The 24,478-nt window shown below is 48.2% G+C and carries 20 protein-coding genes; 19 read left to right on the top strand and 1 reads right to left on the bottom strand.

Features of this window, described 5'->3' with window-relative positions; genetic code table 11:
• Positions 1-74 precede the first annotated feature (74 nt).
• The 3 genes from yqgB (at position 75) to speB (ending at position 3,332) form a co-directional block, all read left to right on the top strand.
• Positions 75-221 carry an acid stress response protein YqgB gene (yqgB, locus tag M977_RS07525; RefSeq protein WP_157092057.1) on the top strand — a complete coding sequence of 49 codons (147 nt, stop codon included), beginning with the start codon at positions 75-77 and terminating at the stop codon, positions 219-221.
• Positions 214-2,190, top strand: coding sequence for a biosynthetic arginine decarboxylase (gene speA / locus M977_RS07520; protein WP_074392007.1), 1,977 nt, complete (start codon positions 214-216; stop codon positions 2,188-2,190). Before yqgB ends, speA begins: the two co-directional genes overlap by 8 nt.
• A 221-nt stretch (positions 2,191-2,411) precedes the next feature.
• Positions 2,412-3,332, top strand: a complete 921-nt coding sequence (gene speB / locus M977_RS07515; RefSeq protein ID WP_064513680.1) for an agmatinase — start codon at positions 2,412-2,414, stop codon at positions 3,330-3,332.
• A 139-nt stretch (positions 3,333-3,471) separates the two neighbouring features.
• On the opposite strand, the gene loiP is transcribed toward speB, so the two are convergent.
• Positions 3,472-4,230 carry a metalloprotease LoiP gene (gene loiP, locus M977_RS07510; RefSeq protein ID WP_034457774.1) on the bottom strand — a complete coding sequence of 253 codons (759 nt, stop codon included), beginning with the start codon at positions 4,228-4,230 and terminating at the stop codon, positions 3,472-3,474.
• 265 nt (positions 4,231-4,495) lie between these two features.
• Here loiP and tkt point away from each other — a divergent pair, with 265 nt between their 5' ends.
• The 16 genes from tkt to tdcD all read left to right on the top strand — a co-directional run bounded on the left by tkt (position 4,496) and on the right by tdcD (position 24,420).
• Positions 4,496-6,487 (top strand): transketolase, encoded by a 1,992-nt coding sequence (gene tkt, locus M977_RS07505; protein ID WP_064513678.1) that lies wholly within the window; start codon positions 4,496-4,498, stop codon positions 6,485-6,487.
• Between the two features lie 119 nt (positions 6,488-6,606).
• Positions 6,607-7,677 carry a 7-bladed beta-propeller protein YncE gene (gene yncE, locus M977_RS07500; protein WP_064513676.1) on the top strand — a complete coding sequence of 357 codons (1,071 nt, stop codon included), beginning with the start codon at positions 6,607-6,609 and terminating at the stop codon, positions 7,675-7,677.
• 136 nt (positions 7,678-7,813) lie between these two features.
• On the top strand, positions 7,814-9,781 hold the full coding sequence (locus M977_RS07495; protein WP_483413593.1) for a TonB-dependent receptor domain-containing protein: 1,968 nt from the start codon (positions 7,814-7,816) through the stop codon (positions 9,779-9,781).
• 354 nt (positions 9,782-10,135) lie between these two features.
• Positions 10,136-10,579, top strand: coding sequence for a PTS mannitol transporter subunit IIA (cmtB, locus tag M977_RS07490; protein WP_064513672.1), 444 nt, complete (start codon positions 10,136-10,138; stop codon positions 10,577-10,579).
• Positions 10,580-10,601: 22 nt separating this feature from the next.
• Positions 10,602-11,987 carry a PTS mannitol transporter subunit IIBC gene (locus tag M977_RS07485; RefSeq protein ID WP_064513669.1) on the top strand — a complete coding sequence of 462 codons (1,386 nt, stop codon included), beginning with the start codon at positions 10,602-10,604 and terminating at the stop codon, positions 11,985-11,987.
• An 11-nt stretch (positions 11,988-11,998) separates the two neighbouring features.
• Positions 11,999-13,273, top strand: coding sequence for a zinc-binding dehydrogenase (locus tag M977_RS07480; protein ID WP_064513667.1), 1,275 nt, complete (start codon positions 11,999-12,001; stop codon positions 13,271-13,273).
• Positions 13,274-13,275: 2 nt separating this feature from the next.
• Entirely contained in the window at positions 13,276-14,247 is a 972-nt protein-coding gene (glpX, locus tag M977_RS07475) for a class II fructose-bisphosphatase (protein WP_064513664.1), read from the top strand.
• Positions 14,248-14,262: 15 nt separating this feature from the next.
• Positions 14,263-14,772 carry an MltR family transcriptional regulator gene (locus M977_RS07470; protein WP_064513662.1) on the top strand — a complete coding sequence of 170 codons (510 nt, stop codon included), beginning with the start codon at positions 14,263-14,265 and terminating at the stop codon, positions 14,770-14,772.
• The gene (locus M977_RS07465) at positions 14,769-15,476 is read left to right on the top strand and encodes a nucleoside/nucleotide kinase family protein (RefSeq protein ID WP_064513660.1); all 708 of its coding nucleotides are present in this window, start codon (positions 14,769-14,771) and stop codon (positions 15,474-15,476) included. Before M977_RS07470 ends, M977_RS07465 begins: the two co-directional genes overlap by 4 nt.
• Positions 15,477-15,790: 314 nt before the next feature.
• Entirely contained in the window at positions 15,791-16,810 is a 1,020-nt protein-coding gene (gene epd, locus M977_RS07460; protein ID WP_064513659.1) for an erythrose-4-phosphate dehydrogenase, read from the top strand.
• Between the two features lie 48 nt (positions 16,811-16,858).
• Positions 16,859-18,022: a phosphoglycerate kinase gene (pgk, locus tag M977_RS07455; protein ID WP_064513657.1), complete on the top strand. Its 1,164-nt coding sequence runs from the start codon at positions 16,859-16,861 to the stop codon at positions 18,020-18,022.
• 102 nt (positions 18,023-18,124) lie between these two features.
• On the top strand, positions 18,125-19,204 hold the full coding sequence (gene fbaA / locus M977_RS07450) for a class II fructose-bisphosphate aldolase (RefSeq protein ID WP_064513655.1): 1,080 nt from the start codon (positions 18,125-18,127) through the stop codon (positions 19,202-19,204).
• A gap of 529 nt (positions 19,205-19,733) precedes the next feature.
• Positions 19,734-20,672, top strand: a complete 939-nt coding sequence (gene tdcA, locus M977_RS07445; protein WP_064513653.1) for a transcriptional regulator TdcA — start codon at positions 19,734-19,736, stop codon at positions 20,670-20,672.
• A gap of 100 nt (positions 20,673-20,772) precedes the next feature.
• A complete protein-coding gene (gene tdcB, locus M977_RS07440) occupies positions 20,773-21,762 on the top strand; it encodes a bifunctional threonine ammonia-lyase/L-serine ammonia-lyase TdcB (protein WP_064513651.1) in 990 nt (329 codons plus the stop codon).
• 87 nt (positions 21,763-21,849) lie between these two features.
• A complete protein-coding gene (gene tdcC / locus M977_RS07435; RefSeq protein ID WP_064513648.1) occupies positions 21,850-23,181 on the top strand; it encodes a threonine/serine transporter TdcC in 1,332 nt (443 codons plus the stop codon).
• 30 nt (positions 23,182-23,211) lie between these two features.
• Positions 23,212-24,420 carry a propionate kinase gene (tdcD, locus tag M977_RS07430; RefSeq protein WP_064513646.1) on the top strand — a complete coding sequence of 403 codons (1,209 nt, stop codon included), beginning with the start codon at positions 23,212-23,214 and terminating at the stop codon, positions 24,418-24,420.
• Positions 24,421-24,478: the final 58 nt, after the last annotated feature.

Below are 24,478 nucleotides of genomic sequence, written 5' to 3'. Positions count from 1 at the left end.
TTGTCATCGATAAGAGTATTCTCGTGGTTTCGCCGCTCCGCGCAACGGAGTTCGGTTACGTGTTTTACTATGATATGAAAAAGAAACCGGTCGCACAGTTAGTCTGTCAGCGTCTTATGCTGCTTTTACGCGCCGTTAATGGGTTGTTATTGCGGGATACCCCTGCGATAGTAGTCAACAGTTTTGCACATTCGTTTAAATTTGAGGTTCGCCATGTCTGACAAAATCTCTTCTGTTTCGGGTTCGTCAGTGGGCGAGCAGGATGTACACCGCTCCATGCAGGAGATTGCCATGAGTTCCCAGGAAGCCAGCAAGATGCTGCGTACTTACAATATTGCCTGGTGGGGTAATAACTATTACGACGTCAACGAACTCGGTCACATTACCGTTTGCCCGGACCCGGATGTCCCGGAAGCGCGTGTTGATCTTGCTGAACTCGTAAAAGCCCGTGAAGCACAGGGGCAGCGTTTACCTGCACTGTTCTGCTTCCCGCAGATTTTGCAGCACCGCCTGCGTTCTATAAATGCAGCGTTCAAGCGTGCTCGTGAATCCTACGGCTACAAAGGCGACTATTTCCTCGTTTACCCAATCAAAGTGAACCAGCACCGTCGCGTCATTGAATCACTGATTCATTCCGGTGAGCCTCTGGGCCTGGAAGCGGGTTCTAAAGCGGAACTGATGGCGGTTCTGGCTCATGCCGGTATGACGCGTTCGGTTATTGTGTGTAACGGCTATAAAGACCGTGAATACATCCGCCTGGCGTTGATCGGCGAGAAGATGGGCCACAAGGTTTATCTGGTCATCGAGAAGATGTCGGAAATCCGCATCGTATTGGAAGAAGCAGAGCGCCTGAATGTGGTGCCGCGTCTTGGCGTGCGTGCGCGTCTGGCGTCACAAGGCTCCGGCAAATGGCAGTCTTCAGGCGGCGAGAAATCCAAATTCGGTCTGGCGGCGACGCAGGTTCTGCAATTGGTTGAGATGTTGCGTGAAGCCGGTCGTATCGACAGCCTGCAATTGCTGCACTTCCACCTTGGTTCGCAAATGGCGAACATTCGCGATATCGCTACTGGCGTTCGTGAGTCCTCTCGCTTCTACGTTGAACTGCACAAGATGGGCGTTAACATCGAATGCTTCGATGTGGGCGGCGGTCTGGGTGTTGACTATGAAGGGACGCGTTCTCAGTCCGATTGTTCGGTCAACTACGGCCTGAACGAATATGCGAACAACATCATTTGGGCGATTGGCGACGCGTGTGAAGAAAACGGCCTGCCACACCCAACGGTTATCACTGAGTCTGGTCGTGCGGTAACCGCGCACCACACCGTTCTGGTGTCTAACATCATCGGTGTTGAGCGTAACGAATACACCACGCCAACGGCTCCGGCTGCAGACGCGTCCCGTGCGCTGCAAAGCATGTGGGAAACCTGGGGCGAAATGCACGAGCCGAACAACCGTCGCTCGCTGCGTGAATGGCTGCACGATAGCCAGAATGATTTGCATGATATCCATACCGGCTATTCCGCAGGGAGTTTCTCTTTGCAAGAACGTGCCTGGGCGGAGCAGCTTTATCTGAGCATGTGCCATGAAATTCAGCGCCTGCTCGACCCAAGCAACCGCGCACACCGTCCGATCATCGACGAGCTGCAAGAGCGTATGGCGGATAAGATTTACGTCAACTTCTCGCTGTTCCAGTCGATGCCGGATGCATGGGGCATCGATCAGCTGTTCCCGGTGCTGCCGCTTGAAGGGCTGAACCAGGTTCCTGAGCGTCGCGCGGTACTGCTGGATATCACTTGTGACTCCGACGGTGCTATCGATCACTACATCGACGGTGACGGCATTGCGACAACCATGCCGATGCCAGAATACGATGCAGAAAACCCGCCACTGTTGGGCTTCTTCATGGTTGGCGCATACCAGGAAATTCTGGGCAACATGCACAACCTGTTTGGTGATACAGAAGCGGTTGATGTGTTTGTCTTCCCTGACGGCAGCGTAGAGGTCGAGCTTTCTGACGAAGGCGATACCGTTGCGGACATGCTGGAATATGTTCAGCTTGATCCAAAAACCTTGCTGAAGCATTTCCGTGATCAGGTTAAACAGACCGATCTGGATGCTGGTTTGCAGCAGCAGTTCCTCGAAGAGTTCGAGGCTGGGTTGTATGGCTATACTTATTTAGAAGACGAGTAAATTACTCGGCGTACTTCGAGTCGCAGGTGTGTTGGCTGCACTCACTTACCGCCTACCTGCAACGCGAATTACTAGAGTAATTAGTATACAAATAAGGCTGCGTTCGGCGATAATCCGTGCCAACAAGCAGTCTGAATGAATACAGTCCCTTCCTCGTCGGGTTTAACGACGCGGAGGGGACTTTTTTTTGCTAATCATTACCATCATCGTGAGGTCAAACCATGAGCACCTTAGGCCATCAGTACGACAATTCCCTGGTATCCAATGCCTTCGGTTTTTTACGTTTTCCGCTGAACTTTATGCCATATGCCAGCGATGCTGATTGGGTTATCACTGGCGTTCCTTTTGATGCGGCAACGTCTGGCCGTGCAGGTGGTCGTCACGGCCCTGCGGCAATCCGTCAGGTGTCTACCAACCTGGCATGGGAAGGCAACCGCTTCCCGTGGAACTTCGATGTGCGCGAGCGTTTGAACGTTGTTGACTGCGGCGATCTGGTTTACGCCTTCGGTGATGCGCGTGACATGAGCGAACGTCTGCAAGCTCACGCAGAAAAACTGCTGGCTGCTGGCAAGCGTATGCTCTCGTTCGGCGGTGACCACTTTGTGACTCTTCCGCTGTTGCGCGCCCACGCGAAGCACTTCGGTAAAATGGCACTGGTTCATTTCGATGCGCACACCGATACCTATGCGAATGGTTGCGAGTTCGACCACGGCACGATGTTCTACACCGCACCTAAAGAAGGTTTGATCGACCCGAACCACTCAGTGCAAATTGGTATCCGTACTGAGTTCGATAAAGACAACGGTTTCACCGTGCTGGATGCAGGCCAGGTTAACGACCGAACTGTTGACGACGTGCTGGCTCAGGTTAAGCAGATTGTTGGCGATATGCCGGTTTATCTGACCTTTGATATCGACTGTATCGACCCTGCTTTCGCACCAGGTACCGGTACTCCGGTTATCGGTGGTTTGACGACTGACCGCGCACTGAAACTGGTTCGTGGTTTGAAAGACCTGAACATCGTTGGTATGGACGTTGTGGAAGTGTCTCCGGCTTACGACCAGTCTGAAATTACTGCACTGGCTGGCGCAACTCTCGCGCTAGAAATGCTGTATATCCAGGCGGCTAAGAAGGGCGAGTAATCAGGCTATTTTACTTGCCATTTTAAACCCGGGCAGTGCTCGCCATCCTCACGTACTGTGTGTACGCTCCGGTGGCTGCGCGCTGTCCGGGTTCAAACTGTCTGCGACAATAACGCCTGAAGTGCTTAGTTGACTGAAGTTACTTCAAACCATCTGCAGCCATACGGTCGCGAATATGCTGAGCACGTTCGGCTGAAGCAGGGTGGTCATCAAGCATCGAGCTTTGGCGGCCTTCTTCTGCCTTCGCTAACTTCTCAAAACTGGTCGCGAGGCCAATTGGGTTGATTCCACGTTTTCTCAACAAATCATACGAGTAGTCATCAGCTTCAGACTCCTGGCGTTGGGAGAACTGTGCGTTCACTAGTTTTTCACCCAAATCGCCCAGTTGTGACTGCGATAAACTACCAATCACTCCGCCCGCTGAGGCTGCTGCTACGCGGGCTGCGTTAGTGCCCAATGCAACCTGCATGCCTTTCTTCACATGACCGAGTGCAACGTGACCCATTTCGTGGCCGATAACTGCTTCGACTTCGTTATCGTTCATCATGTCCATCAGGCCGCTGTATACGCGGATACAGCCATTAGCCATCGCAAACGCGTTCACATCTTTGGTGACATACACCTTGTAGTTCACCGGCATGCCGTTGATGTTGTCGCCCAGGGCTGAGGAAATTTTGCTTAGACGTTTAGCATATTCACTACTAGCTGGTGCAATGCTCGCTTTGCTGTCGAGCTCAGCACAAGATTTGTCACTCAACTCTTTCACCTGCGCATCACTTAATGTGTACGCCTGAAATGCTTCCGCACCGGAAGCGAGCAGACCGTTAGAGTCCATGTTCTGGCAGCCGCTCAGAAGGGCAGCAACGCTCAGGCTTAATAAAATTGGGCGCAATTTCATGCCAATATCCTTAATTAGTGATAACTGCTCAGAGGTGTTTCAGCCACAAACCGTTGGCTAGTCGCTTCAGTATAAAGAAGTTACTTAAACTCGCGCAGTAACTTGCGCAACATGCGAGCAGCTTCCAGAGATTTCTTAACCGGACAAAAGGATGCTCCATGTACATGGCACACGGCTTGCGGTACATTGATGGCAATTTTTTGGGCGTAGCCCATAACGCATAGTAGTCAAGGCCTGACCTTCAACCATCCGATCTGGAGTCAAAATGTCCTCTCGTAAAGAGCTTGCCAATGCTATTCGTGCACTCAGCATGGACGCAGTACAAAAAGCCAAATCCGGTCACCCGGGCGCCCCTATGGGTATGGCCGACATTGCCGAAGTCCTGTGGCGCGATTTCCTGAACCATAACCCGCAGAACCCTGCATGGGCTGACCGTGACCGCTTCGTGCTGTCTAACGGCCATGGCTCAATGCTGATCTATAGCTTGCTGCACCTCACAGGTTATGACCTGCCGATTGAAGAACTGAAAAACTTCCGTCAGCTGCATTCCAAAACTCCGGGTCACCCGGAAGTGGGCTACACCGCGGGTGTTGAAACCACAACTGGCCCGCTGGGTCAGGGTGTTGCGAACGCAGTGGGTATGGCAATTGCTGAACGCACCATGGCAGCACAGTTCAACCGTCCAGGTCACGACATCGTTGACCACTTCACCTACACCTTTATGGGTGATGGCTGCATGATGGAAGGTATCTCCCATGAAGTTTGCTCTCTGGCGGGTACGCTGGGTCTGGGTAAACTGGTTGCCTTCTATGATGACAACGGTATCTCCATCGACGGCCACGTTGAAGGTTGGTTCACTGACGATACTGCGAAACGCTTTGAAGCCTATGGCTGGCACGTAGTACGCGGCGTTGACGGTCACGATGCAGACGCAATCAAACGCGCTGTTGAAGAAGCTAAAGCCGTTACCGACAAACCTTCACTGCTGATGTGCAAAACCATTATCGGTTTCGGTTCACCAAACAAAGCCGGTACGCACGATTCCCACGGCGCACCTTTGGGTGACGCGGAAATCGCACTGACCCGTGAAGCACTGGGCTGGAAACACGCGCCATTCGAAATCCCGTCTGAGATCTATGCTCAGTGGGACGCGAAAGAAGCAGGTCAGGCTAAAGAAGCGGCATGGAACGAGAAGTTCGCTGCATACGCTAAAGCCTTCCCGCAAGAAGCTGCTGAATTTACCCGTCGTATGAAAGGCGACATGCCTGCTGATTTCGCAGCTAAAGCGCAGGAGTTCATCAAGAACCTGCAAGCTAACCCTGCAAAAATTGCCAGCCGTAAAGCGTCTCAGAACACCATCGAAGCATTCGGCCACCTGCTGCCTGAATTCCTCGGCGGCTCCGCTGACCTCGCGCCTTCTAACCTGACTATCTGGTCTGGTTCTAAAGCAATCAATGAAGATCTGGCCGGTAACTACATCCATTACGGTGTACGTGAATTCGGTATGACCGCGATTGCCAACGGTATCGCGCTGCACGGTGGTTTCCTGCCGTACACCTCTACCTTCCTGATGTTTGTTGAATATGCCCGCAACGCGGTGCGTATGGCAGCATTAATGAAGCAACGCCAGGTGATGGTCTACACCCACGACTCAATCGGTCTGGGCGAAGATGGTCCAACTCACCAGCCTGTAGAGCAGCTTGCTGCCCTGCGCGTGACACCAAACATGAGCACATGGCGTCCATGTGACCAGGTTGAGTCTGCGGTGGCGTGGAAATACGCAGTAGAACGTCACGACGGCCCGACCGCGCTGATCTTCTCCCGTCAGAACCTGGCACAGCAGGATCGTACCGAACAGCAACTGGCAGATGTTGCCCGTGGCGCATACGTTCTGAAAGATTGTGCAGGCACGCCTGAGCTGATTCTGATTGCAACCGGTTCAGAAGTTGAACTGGCAGTGGCTGCGTGGGATCAACTGACGGCTGAAGGCATCAAAGCGCGCGTGGTTTCCATGCCGTCTACTGATGCATTCGACAAACAAGATCCAGCTTACCGTGAAGCCGTGCTGCCGAAAGCGGTTGCTGCGCGTGTGGCTATCGAAGCCAGCATCGCTGACTACTGGTACAAATACGTTGGCCTGAACGGTGCAGTTGTGGGCATGACCACCTTCGGTGAGTCTGCTCCGGCTGAGCTTCTGTTTGAAGAGTTTGGTTTCACCGTTGCAAACGTAGTGAAACAAGCTAAAGCAGTTCTGTAAAACGTAATCCCCCCTAAGGCCAGCAAACATTGATTGCTGGCCTTTTTTTTATCTATTGTTGATAATGCAATTGAAAATTATTATCATTCACATTCGTAAATAAATGTGAATCTAAGTAAATGAATCGACATACTTTGTACGGATACCAGAAATCGGGCTTCATTGCTTTAACCGTCGCACTATTGATGAGCTCACTGAGCGCGAGCGCTAAACCACTCCCTGAAAAGGACTTTCTTACCGTTCCGGTGGGTAATGGCGTTTATGAGCTGGCATATGACGCCTCTCAAAACGTTCTGTTTGCTGCCTCTGCCCCTTCGTTTGATAAAGATAAAACGGATGGTCTGGTCTACAAGCTGAACCCAGACACGTTGAAGACAACGGGGAAAATCACCACTGAGCGACGCGTATTTGCCACACTGCTGGATGAAGAAAACCATATTCTGTATATCGGTAACACCCTTGAAGGGGCTGTCACGCTTATTGATACGCGCACCGACAAAGAGATTAAAACGGTTCAACTGAGTGATATCAGCAATCCCAAAGAAATCGTTCACACCCGTGAAATGGCGCTCGATAAAAAACGCCAGCGCTTATATGTATCAGGCGTTACTCAGAAAGGTATTATTTGGGTTATCGACACGCAAAAACAGCAGCATATTGCGACCATTGAAAATATGGGTGAATATCCAACCGGGTTGACTGTCGATGAAGATAAAGGGCGAGTTTATGCTGTCAACGGCAGTGGGGAATTGATTACGCTTGATGCCAGCGATAATAAAATTATTTCGCGAGTTAAAGTTGAACCGCAGAAAAAACACTTCTTCTTAAATATCGCGCTGGATAATAAAAAAGAGCGTGCATTTATTACCGATCCTGATTTACCTGATGTTTTGGTGGTTTCACTAAAAGACAGCAAAATCATTGATCGTATTAAGGTGATTAACTCTCTGGCTGTGATGTACAACAATGGCCGCAACGAGGTGTATATCACTCACCGTAACGCGCAGCTGATTAGCGTTGTCGACGCTGATACTTATAAAGTGAAAGCCAGCATCGTGACATCGGCCTTGCCTAATAGCCTTGCTCTCTCAGCGGATGGCCACACTCTTTATGCCAGCGTGAAGCAGGGTGAAAAAGAGATAGGTAAAAAACCGGACTACATTATTAAAGTCGATCTCGAAAAAATCTAACTCACTTTTCATTAAAAGAACAATAAAGCCCTGTGGTGAAAATTCACAGGGCCGGCAGGCTTTTTTTCAATATCTTGGGTAATAAAAAATGGCAACGAATAAGCAGTTGGTGTTCGCAAGAAGAGTGGCAGGAATAATGGTGCTGGCAGGGGGCGCTATGCTTCCCGTGTTGGCCGAGGAAAATAACGCTTCTCTTAAAGAATCTGAAGATCAAATGGTCGTGACGGCATCGGGTTTTTCTCAACAGAAAAAAGATGCCCCGGCGACAATTTCTGTTATTGACAGAAAACAGCTCGATGAAAAACCAAACAGGAATGTCGCCGAAGCCATTCAGGATTTACCCGGCGTTAATGTGGGTTCGGGTTCAAGCGATATGGCAACCGGCAGTATTATGATGCGCGGTATGGACTCAGGCTATACCGCATTTATGGTTAATAGCGTGAAACAAAATACCGGTGAGTCACGGCCTTATGGGCAGGATATTGGTGCCGAGGTTAACTTCCTGCCGCCGATGGAAGCTATCGAACGAATTGAAGTCATTCGCGGGCCAATGTCATCGCTATATGGTTCCGATGCCATTGGCGGTGTGGTGAACGTTATCACCAAAAAACCTTACGGCGTACAAGACTGGACCGGGGCATTGGTGGCAAACACCTTCATTCAGGAAGACAGTGCATTCGGTAATACCAACCAAATGAATTTGTTCGCAATGGGGCCAATTGTGCCCGACGTGCTGGGTATTAGCGTCGCGGCCGACTGGCTAAATCGCCGTGACGACGAGCGCAATAATTACTTCAGCAAGAACGATCGTAAATCTATTGATATGACCGTTGGCCTTGCGGCAAACGAAACTAACCTTTTTGATCTGAATGTGGTGACGGGAAAACAGAAGAAAAACCGCGACGACGCGCCATGGATGTGGACGTTTGACAGGGATGCGGTGACGCTGAGCCACAGCGGTTGGTATGCCGAAGATACGATCGCGACCAATAACTATCTCAACTATGAGAAGGGTCGCTCTAAATACAACCTGGACGGCGATGCACCGCAGCACATTGAGACTGAAAACTACGTTGCGAATAGCCAGACCACTTTCTCGTTCGAGAATCATAAACTCACCGTTGGGGCTAACTTCACGCGTGAAGAACTTAACGACCAGTTCGCTGTTTCCAGTAAAGAAGCGCCTGGCGTTGAACCGGTGACCAAAATCAGTCGCAATGGTTGGGCGCTGTTCGCTGAAGACGGCTGGCAGATTGGGGACTTTACGTTGACCACCTCTGCACGTATGGACCGCGACAACTATTTTGGCACACACATCACGCCAAAACTTTATGGCAACTGGGCCATTACGGACGCCTGGGCTCTGAAAGGTGGCGTATCTTCAGGTTATAAAAAACCTGAGTTGCGTGAAACCTCAGCCGACTTCGTGACGCCACGGGGCTCATTACCACCGTACCCTTATTTGACCGTGGGTAACGATGACCTGAAACCAGAGAAAAGCGTCAACTCCGAACTGGGCTTGTACTGGGCTGGAGAAAAACTGGCGTTAGACGGCACGGTTTTCTACACCCAATTTAAAGATAAAATCTCGGAAGAGACTATTTGCGAAACGACGGCGACTAACCAGTGCCAGATGAACGGCTATAAAGCTGATTCCATCAGCAAATACTTTAACGTCGGCAAAGCTGATGTTTACGGTGTGGAGCTGAATGCGGACTGGCAAGTGACGGAAACCGTGAAGGCCAACGCAAACTACACTTATAACCATAGTGAGCAGAAAACAGGTGTGAATAAGGGTTATGCGCTCAATGACTTCCCACGCCATATGTCGAACTTGTCACTGACCTGGTCGGCGACACAAGCGTTAGATCTGTGGAGCAAAACAAATTACCGCAGTAGCAATCGCGATACGGGCGATCATATTGATTACGAAGCCTGGACGATGGTTGATCTCGGAGCGCGTTATCAGTTGAACAAACACACCCAGTTGATGGCTGGCGTCTACAACCTGTTTGATGTTGATCCGCAGCGTATCAGCCCATGGGGTGATTACGGCCTGGTCGAAGGGCGTCGCTATAATCTGGGGGCGCGTATTGAGTTTTAATTGAAGGACGTTAACTAAAACAGCCAGTCGGCGCTACCACCGACTGGCCGTTCTCTTTTGATATTGTCAGATTTAAGCCACTGCGCAATATCTCAAAAACAAACCCAATCAAGTCCTTTAATGTGATCTCAATTACAAATATTGTATTCATCTGAGTTGTATATATGTGAATCACATCAAATTATACGTATTGACAAAATGAATTAATTGAAATCGCTCCGTCTAATTGTTTGAATTAATTCAGTAAATCATTTTCGCGTAAAAACCCTCGCCGTTCCATCTCCCATTTGATTTATTTTTCCCGCCGTCATACTTTAATTGAAAATAAAAACACCCTACAACGAGGAAGTCAGTATGCGGTTAATAGATTATTTCCCTGATGCTGCCATATCTATAAAAGACTCTGCCGAAGACTGGCAGCAGGCAATAGATTATTCAATGGAAGTGCTATTGCAAAAAGGATATGTCACCTCTTCATACATCGATGCCATAAAATCAACCACCCAAGAAACTGGGCCGTATTATATTCTGGCGCCGTTTGTTGCAATGCCTCATGCCCGACCGGAGTGTGGCGCAATTAAAACAGGTTTATCTCTCACGTTATTAAAAAACAGCGTGGATTTTGGCGAAAGTAAAGAACCCGTAAAATTACTAATAGGATTGTCGGCAGCTGATTCTGATGAGCATATAGGTGCGATTCAGGCATTAAGCGAAATGTTTTGCGAAGAAGAAAAAATTGAAGCTTTGCTAAACGCGAATACCGCACGGCAACTCATGGATATTATCACTCAAGAGTAATCATTCTCTCGTCAGGATAAATATGAAAAATAAATCGGCTCGTGCCAAAGTCCAGGCTTTCGGCGGATTTCTTACAGCTATGGTTATCCCCAATATTGGCGCTTTTATTGCGTGGGGTTTTATTACCGCGTTATTTATTCCAACCGGTTGGATGCCTAATGAGCATTTCGCCAAAATAGTTGGCCCGATGATTACCTATTTGCTTCCGGTGATGATTGGTTCAACCGGCGGCCATTTAGTGGGTGGCAAACGTGGCGCTGTTATGGGCGGGATTGGCACCATCGGTGTGATTGTCGGCGCCGATATTCCGATGTTTATTGGCGCGATGATCATGGGGCCACTGGGCGGTTGGATTATTAAAGTCATCGACAATAAACTGGAAAAGCGTATCCCACCTGGTTTTGAGATGGTTATCAATAACTTCTCGTTGGGTATTTCCGGGATGTTGTTGTGCTTGTTTGCCTTCGAAATAATCGGCCCGGCGGTTCTGGTGGCTAACAATTTCGTGAAGGAATGTATTGAAGCGCTGGTGAGTACGGGGTATTTGCCGCTTTTATCACTGATTAATGAACCGGCAAAAATTCTGTTTCTGAATAACGCTATCGACCAGGGTGTGTACTATCCGCTTGGCATGCAGCAAGCGTCTGACACCGGGAAATCGATCTTCTTTATGGTGGCGTCGAACCCTGGACCTGGACTCGGCTTGCTGCTTGGATTTGCTGTGTTTGGCAAAGGAATGGCAAAAAAATCCGCACCGGGCGCCATGATTATTCACTTCCTCGGCGGCATTCACGAACTCTATTTCCCGTATGTGTTGATGAAACCATTGACGCTGATTGCCATGATTGCAGGCGGTATGTCCGGGATTTACACCTTTAACCTTCTGGGTGGTGGCCTGGTCGCAGGGCCGAGTCCGGGTTCTATCTTTGCTTATCTGGCGTTGACACCGCGCGGAGCCTTCTTCGCCACTATCGCTGGGGTCACCGTTGCAACGGTCGTGTCATTTGTTATCACCTCGCTGATCCTGAAAATGGACCGCAGCAAAGAAGTCGAGAAAGAAGACAACTTTGATGAGACAGCCAGCGCCATGAAAGCGATGAAACAGGAAGGCGCGTGGAGTGCTGCACCTGTGAAACTGGTCGCTTTCGTCTGTGACGCAGGAATGGGGTCAAGTGCGATGGGGGCGACAACCTTCCGTAAGCGCCTGCAAAAGCAGGGCATGGAAACAGAAGTAAAACATTACGCGATTGAAAACGTTCCTGATAATGCAGAAATTATTGTGACTCACGCAAGTCTTGAAGGCCGCGTAAAACTAGTCACTAACAGACCGCTGATACTGATTAATAACTATATCGGTGACCCTAAACTTGACGCGTTATTTAATGAATTAACCGCTAAGGCTAAATAATAAGGATTCTTATGAAAACTAAAGTTGCAGCCATTTATGGTAAGCGGGATGTCCGTATCCGTGAGTTCGAATTACCCGCGATTACCGATGATGAATTATTAGTGAGTGTTATTTCTGACAGCGTTTGTTTATCAACATGGAAAGCCGCGTTACTGGCAAGCGAGCACAAACGTGTACCGGACGATTTAATTAATCATCCGGTTATTACCGGGCATGAATGCGCTGGCGTGATTGTTGAAGTCGGGAATAATCTACGTGATAAATATAAGACAGGTCAGCGTTACGTTCTGCAACCGGCAATGGGTTTGCCAAGCGGGTATTCGGCAGGATACAGCTATGAATATTTCGGTGGTAATGCCACCTATATGATTATTCCTAAGCTGGCGATTGATATGGGCTGTGTTTTGCCTTATAGCGGTTCCTATTTTGCCGCCGCCTCTTTAGCCGAACCGATGTGCTGCATTATTGGTGCCTATAAAGCTAACTACCACACCACTCAATATGTTTATGAACATCGCATGGGAATTAAACCCGGCGGTAACCTGGCATTATTAGCGTGTGCCGGGCCGATGGGCATCGGTGCCATTGATTATGCAATTAACGGAAATATTAAACCGGCTAAAGTCGTTGTGGTAGATATCGATGAAGCCCGACTGGAGCAGGCGCAAAAACTTTTGCCGGTAGAGCTGGCGGCAAAAAATGGCATTGAGCTGGTTTATGTGAACAGTAAAAATCTGGATGACCCGGCTGCTGCGCTGCGAGATATGACAGGGGGCGCAGGTTTCGACGATGTCTTTGTCTACGCCGCCGTGCCTGCGGTTATCGAGCTTGGTGACGATCTGCTGGCGGATGATGGCTGCCTGAACTTCTTTGCCGGGCCAACCGACAAAAACTTTAAAGTGCCGTTCAACTTCTACAATGTTCATTACGGCAGCACGCATATCGTTGGGACTTCAGGCGGCTCCACGGACGACATGCTGGAAGCCATCGAACTTGCAGCCAGCGGGCGATTGCAGCCTTCATTTATGGTCACGCATGTTGGCGGTTTAGATGCGGTGCCTGAAACCGTGTTGAACCTGCCAGATATCCCAGGCGGTAAAAAGCTGATTTACAACGGTGTGACTATGCCACTGACTGCGATCACCGATTTCGCCCGCCTGGGTGAAACCGATCCGTTATTCCGCCGTCTGGCTGAGCTGGTGAGCGAAACTCATGGCGTGTGGAACGAAGCCGCTGAAAAACATTTATTAGCGCATTTTGGCGTCGATACCGGCATGGAGGCTTAAGCATGAAAACGTTGGCTTATCCTTTTTTCCGCACCACAGAACAGGCCGCGCTGGCTGCCTGGCCCCTGATTGGTTGCGGCGACAAGAATCGTATTGATGGTGTCGCGGTACAGGCCATGCGCGATGCCCTGAATCAAATCGAGATGCAGGGGAAAATCGTCATTGGTGAAGGGGAAATCGACCATGCGCCCATGCTCTATATCGGCGAAATGCTAGGCAACGGACAGTTCCCGAAAATCGATATTGCGGTTGACCCTATCGAAGGCACACGCATGGTCGCAATGGGGCAAAACAACGCGCTCGCAGTGATGGCCTGCGCGCCCGAAGGTTCACTGCTTCATGCGCCGGATATGTATATGAAGAAGCTGGTCGTCGGCAAAAAGGCGAAAGGGGTGATCAACCTGGCGGCAACGCTTGAAGATAACCTGCGCAATATTGCCAAAGCCCTGGGTAAACCGCTCGAACGGCTGCGAATGGTTACGCTCGATAAGCCGCGCCATCAGGATGCGATAGCGGTAGCCACAAGTCTTGGGGTGAAAGTGATTGCTCTACCAGATGGCGATGTTGCCGCCAGCGTGATGACGTGTTTGATGGAAAACCAGTACGACGTGATGTACAGCATTGGCGGTGCGCCAGAAGGCGTGATTTCAGCCTGCGCGGTGAAAGCGCTGGGGGGCGAAATGCAGATTGAGCTATTAGATTTTTGCCAGGCGAAAGGGGAGTCTCATGCGAATCGCCAGATTGCGGATTCTGAACATCGCCGCTGCGCTGAAATGGGCGTCGAAGTGAACCGCATTTATAGCCTGAATGAAATCGTCCAAAGTGAGGAAGTTTTATTTTCCGCAACCGGTGTGACGGGAGGCGATATTCTGCAAGGTGTGCGTGAAGAAGGTGAGGTAGTGCGCACACAAACGCTCTTGATTAATGGTATAGAGCGCACTTGTAATATTATAGACTCCCTACATCACCTTTAATGTACTGAGCTATTGATGACCACGTTGAACGAAGATGATGTGCTTGAGCGGCTGGAAGCGCAAAATTCACTGGCCTCGTTTATGAGTGTCGCTCACGATATTTTGCTTTCAGGAATCAGGCAATTTCTGCCTTCGTTATTTGTTGATAATGATGAAGAGATAGTCGAGTACGCCGTTAAGCCTTTACTTGCCAGAAGCGGGCCGCTTGATGATATCGACGTTGCGCTGCGCTTGATTTACGCCCTGGGGAAAATGGATAAATGGCTGTATGCCGATATTACCTGTTTTAGCCAGTTTTGTGATTTCGTGCAGCACAGCAAAGAAACCATACAGTTTCATGATGATGTTACTTACGATTTCATTGCGAACCTTAATTCAATTACCCAAAATGCAACGCTGTTTAATGCAATTAAAAGCATGAAGTATTCGGACTTCTCTATTTATTCCGAAGTGCGATATGGGAATCTGGTGAAAACGGCGTTATCTCTGGCGGTGACTTCATTATTGAAGGAGCTAGTCTGGTGAATGTCACATTGATAATAAATGGATTAGAAACTCAAGCCCATTTTAACGACGAAGAAGTCGACGCATTGCATAAGCCGTTGCTTAAGCAATTAGCCGAGAAGCAAAAGCAGTTAAGCCGCCGACTGGTGGTGTTTTTAGCCGCCCCGCCGGGAACCGGAAAATCGACGCTGGTGGCATTTTGGGAATATTTGAGCGCGCAAGATTCTGTATTACCCGCCATTCAGGCGTTGCCGATGGATGGATTCCACCACTACAACGATTATCTACAGGCATTCAATCTCAGGCAGCATAAAGGTGCGCCGCAGACCTTTAATGTGCCGAAGCTGACTGATGCGTTGCGCGATTTGCATAAGCCCGAAAACCACTGGCCGCAGTACGATCGTAATTTGCACGATCCGGTGGAAAACGCGATTACGGTAACAGCGCCAATTGTGGTGGTCGAAGGAAACTGGTTGCTGCTTAATCAGCCAGAATGGCAATCCCTACGCGAACTTTGCGATTACTCAGTCTTTATTTCAGCTGCGCCTGACATGCTCTCAGAGCGCCTGATTGGCAGAAAAGTCCGTGGGGGTTTGACCCGGGAACAAGCCGAAGCCTTTTTCCAGGCGACTGACGGGCCGAATGTATTGCGTGTGCTGGAAAACAGCCAGCCCGCAGACATGCCGTTACGTATGGACGATCAGGGCGGCTATCATCGAAGCTGAAAGGGAACGGGTCTTTAAAACGGCCCGGCCTTTTCATCATGTTTGATTCGACCTGGTTATTATTCGTCCTTGGCGCATTTGTCGTTGCAGTTATTCCATCAAAAATGTGACCTGCGTCAGAAGATCGGTTGCCTGTACTGGGGTAACGTTCCATTTATTCCGCTTATCGCTTAACATGGCTGAAGCGTTTCAGTCGAATGAATGTTCGACAATTGAGCAAACAACTGCAGTTTCAAGAGTGCGAGGATTCCCCTCAGGCGATAGCTGGATTACTCTGTCAGCCACTTAGTCTCAGGGATTCTGGCAGGAGAGATATGACCGTTCGCATAGCAATTAATGGCTTCGGTCGCATTGGGCGCAACGTGGTACGTGCATTGTACGAATCCGGGCGCCGTGCGGAAATTACCGTCGTGGCAATCAATGAACTGGCTGATGCTGCGGGTATGGCGCATCTGTTGAAGTACGACACCAGCCATGGTCGATTCGTCTGGGACGTCCGCCAGGAGCGCGACCAGTTATGGGTAGGCGACGACGCCATCCGTATTTTGCACGAACCGGAAATTGCTAATTTACCGTGGCGTGAACTGGGCGTTGATGTGGTGCTCGATTGTACCGGTGTGTTTGGCTCCCGTGCAGACGGTGAAGCTCATCTGGCCGCCGGTGCCAAAAAAGTCCTCTTCTCTCATCCTGGCGGTAACGACCTCGACGCCACCGTTGTTTACGGTGTGAATCATGAAAGTGTGGTTGCTGAGCATCGCATTGTTTCCAATGCTTCTTGCACCACAAACTGCATCATTCCAATTATCAAACTGCTTGATGATGCTTACGGTATTGAGTGGGGCACAGTGACTACCATTCATTCAGCCATGCATGATCAACAGGTTATTGACGCCTATCATCCAGACTTGCGCCGCACCCGTGCTGCCAGCCAGTCTATTATTCCTGTTGATACGCGTCTTGCTGCTGGTATCGCACGTATTTTCCCGAAATTTAACGATCGTTTTGAAGCGATCGCGGTGCGAGTTCCGACCATCAACGTCACGGCAATAGATTTAAGCGTGACGGTGAAAAATGCAGTTAAAGCCAATGAAGTCAACAAGTTGCTGCAAAAAGCAGCACGAGATTCATTTCATGGTATAGTTGACTATACGGAATTACCGTTGGTCTCGACTGATTTTAACCACGATCCGCACAGTGCCATTGTTGACGGCACACAAACCCGGGTCAGTGGGCAACATCTGATTAAAACTCTAGTCTGGTGTGATAATGAATGGGGCTTTGCTAACCGAATGCTCGACACGACGTTAGTCATGGCCGCAAGTGGTTTCAGGTAGAGCGCATATGCGTTCGCAAAACTTTAAGAATCAACGAGAGGATTCACCATGTCTGTAATTAAGATGACCGATCTGGATCTGGCTGGTAAGCGCGTTCTGATCCGTGCAGATTTGAACGTACCAGTTAAAGAAGGGAAAGTGACATCTGACGCACGTATCCGTGCATCACTGCCAACTATCGAACTGGCCCTGAAGCAAGGCGCTAAAGTGATGGTAACTTCTCACCTGGGTCGTCCGACTGAAGGCGAGTACAACGAAGAATTCTCTCTGCTGCCGGTTGTTAACTACCTGAAAGACAAACTGTCTTCCCCGGTTCGTTTGGCTAAAGATTACCTCGACGGCGTTGAAATTGCTGAAGGTGAACTGGTTGTTCTGGAAAACGTTCGCTTCAACAAAGGCGAAAAGAAAGACGACGAAACTCTGTCTAAGAAATACGCTGCTCTGTGTGACGTATTCGTAATGGACGCTTTCGGTACTGCGCACCGTGCACAGGCTTCTACTCACGGCGTTGGTAAATTTGCTGACATCGCTTGTGCAGGTCCGCTGTTGGCTGAAGAGCTGAGCGCACTGGGTAAAGCACTTAAAGAACCAGCTCGTCCAATGGTTGCTATCGTTGGCGGTTCTAAAGTTTCTACCAAACTGACTGTTCTTGATTCCCTGTCCAAAATCGCTGACCAGCTGGTTGTTGGCGGTGGCATCGCGAACACCTTCGTTGCTGCTCAAGGCCACAACGTAGGTAAATCTCTGTACGAAGCAGACCTGGTTGACGAAGCTAAACGCCTGCTGACTATCTGTGATATCCCAGTTCCTGCTGACGTTCGCGTTGCAACTGAGTTCTCTGAGACTGCTACTGCAACTCTGAAATCTGTAAACGACGTGAAATCTGACGAGCAGATCCTGGATATCGGTGATGCATCTGCGCAGCAACTGGCTGAAATCCTGAAGAATGCAAAAACCATTCTGTGGAACGGCCCGGTTGGCGTGTTCGAATTCCCGAACTTCCGTAAAGGTACTGAAATCGTTGCTAATGCAATTGCAGACAGCGAAGCATTCTCTATCGCAGGCGGCGGTGACACTCTGGCAGCAATCGACCTGTTCGGTATTGCTGACAAGATCTCCTACATCTCCACTGGTGGCGGCGCATTCCTCGAATTCGTGGAAGGCAAAGTACTGCCAGCAGTAGCGATGCTCGAAGAGCGCGCTAAGAAGTAATGATTACGGGCAGGTTTTCCTGCCCGTTTGTTTTTTGCCGCCGCTCAGTCTTAGGTGGCACAAACGTTTTTTCTAACGGCCGACGATACAGGACAACCAAACATGTCTAAGATTTTTGATTTCGTAAAACCAGGTGTGATCACTGGTGATGACGTACAGAAAGTTTTCCAGGTAGCAAAAGAGAACAACTTTGCTCTGCCAGCAGTTAACTGCGTAGGCACCGACTCTATCAACGCCGTATTGGAAACTGCTGCGAAAGTTAAAGCTCCAGTTATCGTTCAGTTCTCTAACGGTGGCGCTGCATTCATCGCTGGTAAAGGCGTGAAAACTGACGTTCCTCAGGGCGCTGCAATCTTGGGTGCTATCTCTGGCGCACATCACGTACACCAGATGGCTGAACATTACGGCGTGCCAGTAATCCTGCACACTGACCACTGCGCTAAGAAATTGCTGCCGTGGATCGATGGCCTGTTAGACGCGGGTGAAAAACACTTCGCAGCAACTGGCAAACCACTGTTCTCTTCTCACATGATCGACCTGTCTGAAGAGTCTCTGGAAGAAAACATCGCGATCAGCTCTAAATACCTGGAGCGTATGTCCAAAATGGGTATGACTCTGGAAATTGAACTGGGTTGCACCGGCGGCGAAGAAGATGGCGTAGATAACAGCCATATGGACGCTTCTGCTCTGTACACTCAGCCAGAAGACGTTGATTACGCTTATACCGAATTGAGCAAAATCAGCCCACGTTTCACCATCGCTGCTTCTTTCGGTAACGTGCACGGTGTTTACAAGCCAGGTAACGTGGTTCTGACCCCGACTATCCTGCGTGATTCTCAGGACTATGTTTCTAAGAAACACAACCTGCCGCACAACTCTCTGAACTTCGTATTCCACGGTGGTTCCGGTTCTACAGCTCAAGAAATCAAAGATTCCGTGAGCTACGGTGTTATCAAAATGAACATCGATACCGATACTCAGTGGGCAACTTGGGAAGGTATCCTGAGCTACTACAAAGCTAACGAAGCTTACCTGCAGGGCCAGTTGGGCAACCCTAAAGGCGAAGATCAGCCGAACAAGAAATACTACGATCCACGCGTATGGCTGCGTTCTGCACAGACTTCAATGATCACCCGTCTGGAGCAGGCTTTCAAAGAACTGAACGCAGTAGACGTTCTGTAATCTTCGTAGCTTAATTGCTGTATCGAAAAGCCCGCCTTGTGCGGGTTTTTTTTATGTGCAGTAATGAGAACGCAATCGTTTATATCTCAAAATTTAAAAATAAAATATCCTGTTAAACTCACTGTTTATTATCCAATAATTCCTTTATTTAACTTCATTAAATGATCAAATATACATCGGTGGATGTATTAATTAATTTTTAAAAATAACAAAATTAGTTTACATTGCACCTTCAGCCCTAAGATAAATCTTCTCTTGCTATTATAAAATGCAGTATGAATAGCTGCTTATTTAAACTTATATGATTAAATTATCTCCATAACTTAATTTTATTAGGGTACTTAAGGTTGATGCGCATCATATTAAAGGCTGATTGTTTTTATATATGTATTTGTTTTTAAAGTATTTGTTTCAATTGATTGCTTTGCATGCAATTAACTCTCAAGTATTTGTGAGTCAAGCCACATAACATCCTGTGTGCAATTCGTTATGATCTTCTGCATGGAAAGTTAATTGAGCGCAGAACTTCATGGACAATAATTCTTTACCAAAGACACAACACCTGATGGTATTCCAGGAAGTTGTCAGGAGTGGTTCATTTGGTTCTGCGGCAAAACAGCTTGGTCTTTCCCAACCAGCAGTCAGTAAAGTTATTAGTGAGATGGAAGCTTATTTTGGCTTAGAGCTCATCATCAGAAAAAACACCGGCGTAAAATTAACCGAAGCAGGCAAAGTGCTACTGACATACTCAGAATCCATCACGCGCGAACTGAGAAATATGTGCAGCGAAATGAGCCGTATGATTGGCAATACTGTCTGTGATGTATCATTTGGTTATCCTTCCCTGATCGGTTTTACTTTTTTGCCGGGCATGATGAAAGAGTTTAAAGGGCTCTTTCCACAATCTCAGGTATCAATGTTCGAAGCCCAGCTTTCCTCATTCTTACCTGCAATCCGTGATGGTCGTCTGGATTTTGCAATCGGTACTCTGAGTGATGAAATGCTACTGCAAGATCTCCATATTGAGCCTCTGTTTGAGTCAGAATTTATTCTGGTCGCGAACCGAACACGGGTAGTCAAAGGAACGACTACGCTAAGTGCTCTAAGCCATGAACAATGGGTCTTGCCGCAAACGGAAATGGGATATTACAGCGAACTCCTTACTACGCTGCAAAAGAATAATATTAAAAGCGAAAATATCGTTAAAACTGATTCGGTAGTGACTATTTATAATTTAGTGTTGAATGCCGACTTCCTGACGGTAATCCCTCGAGATATGATTGCCCCATTTGGTTCTAACCAATTTATAAAAATTCCTGTTGAAGATAAATTACCTATAGCTCGCTACGCTGCGGTGTGGTCTAAAAATTACCGAATTAATCATTCTGCAGCCACATTAGTTGAGCTTGCCAAAAAACATTCATTGCGTAGCCAGTTTCAATTTAGCCAATTAACTGAAGTTGCTTAGCCTAATTCAGTAATTGATAAATATATAACTCATTCAAGGTGATTGATTTAATAAGCAGTCACCTCCTGTATTGTTTTAGCTTTTTAATGTTGAGGTCAACATGCATATCGACTATGAACTTCCTGTTACTATTATTGATGTCCTTGAAGCGAAGAAAAGACTCGCTGGATATATATATAAAACAGGAATGCCCCGTTCTAATTATCTCAGCGAATGCTGCAAGGGCGAGATATTTTTGAAATTTGAAAATATGCAGCGTACAGGTTCATTTAAAATACGTGGTGCTTTTAATAAGCTTAGCTCCTTAACAGAAGAAGAAAGAAAAAAAGGGGTAGTGGCTTGTTCTGCTGGCAACCACGCGCAAGGGGTTTCGCTTTCTTGCGCTATTCTGGGAATCAATGGCAAGGTGGTGATGCCTAACGGTGCACCGAAATCTAAAGTGGCAGCAACTACCGATTACTCAGCACAGGTAGTGATGCACGGCGATAACTTCAACGACACCATCGCTAAGGTTAGCGAAATTGTTGAGATGGAAGGGCGTATCTTCATACCGCCGTATGATGATGAACATGTTATTGCCGGGCAAGGCACCATCGGCCTCGAGATTCTTGAAGATTTATATGATGTAGATAACGTTATTGTGCCGATTGGCGGTGGTGGCTTAATCGCGGGCATTGCGTTGGCGATTAAATCAATCAACCCGACAATTAATATTATCGGTGTCCAGGCTGAAAATGTGCATGGTATGGCTGCATCATTTTATAAAGGTGAACTGATGGCACACCGTACTTCAGGTACATTAGCCGATGGTTGCGATGTTTCCCGTCCGGGCAGAATAACCTATGAAATCGTGAAGAAATTAGTTACCGATATTGTATTAGTCAGTGAAGATGAAATTCGCAACAGTATGGTGGCGCTAATCCAACGTAATAAAGTTGTGACTGAAGGCGCTGGCGCACTGGCCACTGCGGCTTTATTAAGTGGAAAATTAGATCACTATATTAAAGGCCGTAAAACAGTAAGCATTATCTCTGGCGGAAACATCGATCTTTCGCGTGTTTCGCAAATCACAGGATCAGCAGATATTTGATATAACCAACTAATTCGGGTTGCACTCAGGATAATAAATGTGTAACCCGGAATATAACGGATATTGAATTATTAAAGGAACTCTATTATGAGTAATACTGATGCAACCCTTATTGGCCAAAAAGCTGTATCGCAATGGCGAAAATCTGACACCACCTGGACATTAGGCTTATTTGGCACCGCTATCGGCGCCGGGGTTTTATTTTTCCCTATTCGTGCAGGTTACGGCGGCTTAATTCCAATATTGATTATGTTGTTCCTGGCTTATCCCATTGCATTTTACTGCCACCGCGCACTAGCACGCCTGTGTCTTTCGGGGAGCAACACTTCTGGAAATATTACCGAAACGGTAGAAGAGCATTTTGGTAAGACAGGTGGTGTGGTCATTACCTTCCTGTACTTCTTCGCCATTTGCCCGTTGCTGTGGATTTACGGCGTTACGATTACCAACACCTTTATGACTTTCTGGGAAAACCAGCTGCAACTCATGCCCCTAAACCGCGGTGTGGTGGCGCTGTTCCTGCTGCTGCTGATGGCTTTTGTTATCTATTTTGGCAAAGACCTGATGGTCAAAGTCATGAGCTATCTGGTGTTCCCGTTCATTGCCTGCCTGATCTTGATTTCTGTCTCGCTGATCCCTTACTGGAACTCTGCGGTTATCGACCAGGTGAGTCTCAGCGATATTTCGTTTACCGGCAGTGACGGTATTCTTGTGACCGTATGGCTCGGTATTTCCATCATGGTCTTCTCCTTTAACTTCTCGCCGATTGTCTCTTCGTTTGTGGTTTCCAAACGCGAAGAGTATGAGAAGGACTTCGGCAGGCAGTACACCGAAGACAAATGCTCGAAAATTATCTCCCGTGCCAGCATGTTGATGGTGGCTGTTGTGATGTTCTTCGCCTTCAGCTGCCTGTTCACGCTTTCACCGCAAAATATGGCCGAGGCTAAAGCGCAAAACATTCCGGTGCTTTCTTATCTGGCTAACCACTTCTCATCAATGGCGGGTACAAAATCGACCTTCGCCACTACGCTTGAGTATGGCGCGTCGATTATTGCCCTGGTCGCTATCTTCAAATCCTTCTTCGGCCACTATCTTGGCACACTTGAAGGACTTAACGGTCTGGTCCTCAAGTTTGGGTATAAGGGTGATAAAACCAAAGTATCCGGTGGCAAACTCAACCTTATCAGCATGGTCTTTATCATGGGGTCGACTTGGGTTGTGGCTTACGCCAACCCGAACATCCTCGATTTGATTGAAGCTATGGGTGCGCCGATTATCGCCTCTCTGCTTTGCCTGCTGCCAATGTATGCCATTCGCAAAACCCCTGCGCTGGCGAAATATAAAGGCAGGACCGAAAACATTTTTGTCACAGTAATTGGTTTGCTGACCATTCTTAATATTGTCTTCAAGCTTATCTAATGACTTACTCAGGATGAGTGGAATTTAAAAATGAATGAATACCCGGTAGTGCTGACGATTAACTGTGGTTCTTCTTCGGTAAAGTTTTCAGTATTAGATGCAGAAACTTTCGATGTGCTTTTATCTGGAATTTGCGAAGGTATTAATACCGAGAGTGCATTTTTAACGGTCAATGATGGAGAGCCAGTTATTCTGGCTCACCAGAGTTATGAAGAGGCACTCGCGGCAATATCTGCTGAACTTGAGAAACGTCATTTAATTGATAGTGTGGCCTTTGTTGGCCACCGTATTGCTCATGGTGGTTCTTTATTTAGCGACTCGGTATTAATTACTGATGATGTCATAGAAAAAATTCGCCAGGTTTCACCTTTGGCTCCGCTGCACAATTATGCCAATTTACACGGCGTGGAATCTGCACGGCTTCGTTTCCCTGGCGTTCCTCAAGTCGCGGTATTCGATACCAGCTTCCATCAGACCCTAAAGCCCGAAGCTTATTTGTACGGTCTGCCATATCGTTACTTTGAAGAGTATGGTGTGCGCCGCTATGGATTCCATGGCACTTCGCATCGTTACGTGGCGCAGCAGGCATGTGATTTATTAGGCCTGAACGTAGAGAATTCGGGGTTAGTGATTGCTCACTTAGGTAATGGTGCTTCGGTGTGCGCGGTGCAAAATGGCGAAAGCGTAGATACTTCAATGGGTATGACGCCACTCGAAGGCCTGATTATGGGCACGCGCTGCGGTGATGTGGATTTCGGGGCGATGGCCTGGCTTGCAAGGCAGACCGGACAATCCATGGATGACCTTGAGCAGGTAGTCAATAAAGAGTCAGGGCTACTGGGGCTTTCGGGTTTATCGTCAGATTTACGCACCCTGGAAAATGCCTGGCACAACGGTGAAGAGCGGGCACAACGGGCGATAAAAACATTTGTCCATCGTATTGCCCGAACAATTGGCGCGCACGCAGCTGCATTAAATCGCCTGGACGGCATTATTTTTACCGGTGGTATTGGTGAAAATTCAATACTTATTCGCCGTCTGGTTTCTGAGCGTTTACGGGTATTTGGTGTTGAACTGGATATTGATAAGAATAACCAACCTAACCGCTCAGGTGAGCGAATTATTTCCCTCGAACAGTCTCCCGTTATTTTAGCGGTTATTCCTACCAATGAAGAAAAGATGATTGCACTTGATGCTTTGCATTTAGGTAGAGAATGCTATCTCGCCGAATACGCCTGATATACCCCCGCAGCTCGAAATCCAAAGGGTATATATAAATAATATGCTTTAAAGGAAT

Origin of the sequence: Buttiauxella gaviniae ATCC 51604, assembly GCF_001654835.1 — a bacterium.
Taxonomy (GTDB): Bacteria; Pseudomonadota; Gammaproteobacteria; order Enterobacterales; family Enterobacteriaceae; genus Buttiauxella; species Buttiauxella gaviniae.
This window is presented reverse-complemented; position numbering and strand designations above follow the sequence as displayed.

Coding starts and splice junctions, on each gene's coding strand:
- pgk (WP_064513657.1), top strand. CDS start 16,859: ATGTCTGTAATTAAGATGACCGATCTGGATCTGGCTGGTAAGCGCGTT.
- loiP (WP_034457774.1), bottom strand. CDS start 4,230: ATGAAATTGCGCCCAATTTTATTAAGCCTGAGCGTTGCTGCCCTTCTG.
- cmtB (WP_064513672.1), top strand. CDS start 10,136: ATGCGGTTAATAGATTATTTCCCTGATGCTGCCATATCTATAAAAGAC.
- yqgB (WP_157092057.1), top strand. CDS start 75: ATGAAAAAGAAACCGGTCGCACAGTTAGTCTGTCAGCGTCTTATGCTG.
- tdcC (WP_064513648.1), top strand. CDS start 21,850: ATGAGTAATACTGATGCAACCCTTATTGGCCAAAAAGCTGTATCGCAA.
- fbaA (WP_064513655.1), top strand. CDS start 18,125: ATGTCTAAGATTTTTGATTTCGTAAAACCAGGTGTGATCACTGGTGAT.
- M977_RS07495 (WP_483413593.1), top strand. CDS start 7,814: ATGGTGCTGGCAGGGGGCGCTATGCTTCCCGTGTTGGCCGAGGAAAAT.
- tdcD (WP_064513646.1), top strand. CDS start 23,212: ATGAATGAATACCCGGTAGTGCTGACGATTAACTGTGGTTCTTCTTCG.
- tdcA (WP_064513653.1), top strand. CDS start 19,734: ATGGACAATAATTCTTTACCAAAGACACAACACCTGATGGTATTCCAG.
- glpX (WP_064513664.1), top strand. CDS start 13,276: ATGAAAACGTTGGCTTATCCTTTTTTCCGCACCACAGAACAGGCCGCG.
- M977_RS07470 (WP_064513662.1), top strand. CDS start 14,263: ATGACCACGTTGAACGAAGATGATGTGCTTGAGCGGCTGGAAGCGCAA.
- tdcB (WP_064513651.1), top strand. CDS start 20,773: ATGCATATCGACTATGAACTTCCTGTTACTATTATTGATGTCCTTGAA.
- epd (WP_064513659.1), top strand. CDS start 15,791: ATGACCGTTCGCATAGCAATTAATGGCTTCGGTCGCATTGGGCGCAAC.
- speA (WP_074392007.1), top strand. CDS start 214: ATGTCTGACAAAATCTCTTCTGTTTCGGGTTCGTCAGTGGGCGAGCAG.
- tkt (WP_064513678.1), top strand. CDS start 4,496: ATGTCCTCTCGTAAAGAGCTTGCCAATGCTATTCGTGCACTCAGCATG.
- speB (WP_064513680.1), top strand. CDS start 2,412: ATGAGCACCTTAGGCCATCAGTACGACAATTCCCTGGTATCCAATGCC.
- M977_RS07485 (WP_064513669.1), top strand. CDS start 10,602: ATGAAAAATAAATCGGCTCGTGCCAAAGTCCAGGCTTTCGGCGGATTT.
- M977_RS07480 (WP_064513667.1), top strand. CDS start 11,999: ATGAAAACTAAAGTTGCAGCCATTTATGGTAAGCGGGATGTCCGTATC.
- yncE (WP_064513676.1), top strand. CDS start 6,607: ATGAATCGACATACTTTGTACGGATACCAGAAATCGGGCTTCATTGCT.